Origin of the sequence: Alkalibacterium thalassium, from assembly GCF_900101165.1 — a bacterium.
Classification (GTDB): Bacteria; Bacillota; Bacilli; order Lactobacillales; family Carnobacteriaceae_A; genus Alkalibacterium; species Alkalibacterium indicireducens.
Window position 1 is genome coordinate 1 of the sequence record NZ_FNFK01000108.1, and the last position, 2,046, is coordinate 2,046.

Annotated in this window: 2 protein-coding genes; both read left to right on the plus strand. The window is 40.4% G+C overall.

Translation table 11 applies throughout. The annotated features are described in order from the left end of the window. The first annotated feature begins 294 nt into the window (after positions 1 to 294). Positions 295 to 1,098, plus strand: coding sequence for a tRNA pseudouridine(38-40) synthase TruA (gene truA, locus BLR76_RS11440; protein ID WP_091269038.1), 804 nt, complete (start codon positions 295 to 297; stop codon positions 1,096 to 1,098). Next, a complete protein-coding gene (locus tag BLR76_RS11445) occupies positions 1,091 to 1,843 on the plus strand; it encodes a nucleoside/nucleotide kinase family protein (protein ID WP_176759714.1) in 753 nt (250 codons plus the stop codon). The genes truA and BLR76_RS11445 overlap by 8 nt, the downstream gene beginning before the upstream one ends. Positions 1,844 to 2,046 lie beyond the last annotated feature (203 nt).

The following is a 2,046-nucleotide window of genomic DNA, read 5'->3' on the forward strand; positions in this document are numbered from 1 at the left end:
TTCTTCCCATGTCAACGCTCTCCTTTGAACTCATATAGTTGGGTTCATTATACAATAAAGAACCCTATAAAATAGAGAACGAATAAGGGTTTTTTATCCGTGTCTATTCTATAGGGTCCAGTTTATTTCCTAGATTTGACGGTGTCTTCTAATTCAGCTAGTTATTTCCCAGCCCCGTTTTTTTGATATAAAAACCAACCATATGTGTTAAGATAGCGATAGGATAAGGAGCATCTGGTAGATACATTAATCTGACGAGGTGAAAAAAATGAAAAGTTAAAGGAAGTAAGTAAAATGACAACGTACAGGTATAAAATTGTTCTAAGTTATGACGGCACAGAGTTTTCAGGGTTTCAGGTGCAGCCGAACAAGCGGACAATTCAGGGTGAGCTGGAAAAGACATTGAATAAGATGTCCAAAGGTCACACAGTCAAAGTACACGGCGCAGGGCGGACAGATGCAGGTGTGCATGCAAGAGGACAGGTCGTTCACTTTGACTTTCCTTTTTATATTGAGCCAAAGGGGTTGCATATTGGTCTGAACAGCATGACGCCGGAAGACATAACCGCGACTAATGTAGAATTGACTGATGCAGACTTTCATTCACGCTTCCAGGCTAAAGGAAAGATGTACAAGTATACAATAGACAATAATCAGTTCAGGGATCCGTTCATCAGGAATTATGCTTATCACCATCGTTACCCGATGACGTTGGAGCTGGTTGAAGAAGCAATGTCTTATCTCATAGGCACCCATGACTTTACCAGCTTTGCGTCGACTAAATCTGAGGTGGAAGATAAAGTCCGAACGATCTATCAGGCCTCCGTCGAACGGGACACCAGTTCGAATACGTGGGTATTCACCTTTGTAGGGAACGGATTTTTATATAATATGATTCGGATCCTGATGGGTATTCTGGTGGAAGTGGCTTCCGGTAAGCGGTTGGCTTCAGATATTCCGCTGATCATTCAGGCCAGAGACCGCGAGGCAGCAGGAAAAACGTTAGCACCGGAAGGTTTATGTATGGAACAGGTTTATTATGATGAAAAGGATATACCGGGATTTACAGATGAAGGAGATGACCGTCCTGATGCATAAGAAGAGATATACAGTGACAGGTCTCTCAGTTGAAGCTAGCTACACGTCTGAAGAAGTAACGGACATCTTTCAACCATTGCTTCAGAACCTGCTGACCATACGTGCTGAAAAAGGCGACCGAGTCATTGTCTACCTCGCAGCGCCACCGGGAGCCGGAAAAACCACCTTATCGCTGTTTCTGGAAGACTTGTATAAAGAAATTGATACGCCCTATACATTTCAGTCTGTTTCTATGGACGGTTTTCACCATTACAATCACTATTTAGATAGTCATATGGTAAATAGGAATAATCAGACCGAACTCTTGAGACGATTTAAGGGGATCCCCGAATCATTTGATGTGAACCTCTTGAAAGAAACGATTCAGAAACTTCAAAATCAAAAACATGTATACTGGCCGACTTATGATCGCCTGCTTCATGACGTGTCAGATAAAAAGCTGAAAGTAGAAGCTGATATAATATTGATTGAAGGAAATTATCTCCTTCTGGATAAACCAGTCTGGAATAAATTAAAAGCGTTGAGTGACTATACAATAGCTATAAAAACACCCCTGTCTGAACTCGAAAAACGGTTAATTGATCGAAAGCAAAAAGGCGGCGCTACTCTGGCAGAAGCGAAGAAACATGTCAAGCGAACGGATAAACCAAACGCAGAATTAGTCCTTGAGCATTCCCAGCCGGCTGATTATAACCTGATTTTAAACCATGGGAAATATGAAAAAATTACTCCTCAAAACCCCTAGTCAGTAAGTATCGGATAGTCTGTGAAAAGACTATCCGATTATTTGCTGATCAGGGTTTTTTATTGTTTATATCCATTTTTTCTCCATAAATGATTTATATACTAAAAATCACTAGTGTTGCATAAAACTTAGAATAAATGATTTCATACATTGTTACTTTCATCACAAGTAGTTTTCGTTAAAATTTCCAAAAAAGTCAAGTG

Excerpts from the sequence above, each read along its gene's own strand:
- truA (WP_091269038.1), top strand. The coding sequence starts at position 295 with ATGACAACGTACAGGTATAAAATTGTTCTAAGTTATGACGGCACAGAG.
- BLR76_RS11445 (WP_176759714.1), top strand. The coding sequence starts at position 1,091 with ATGCATAAGAAGAGATATACAGTGACAGGTCTCTCAGTTGAAGCTAGC.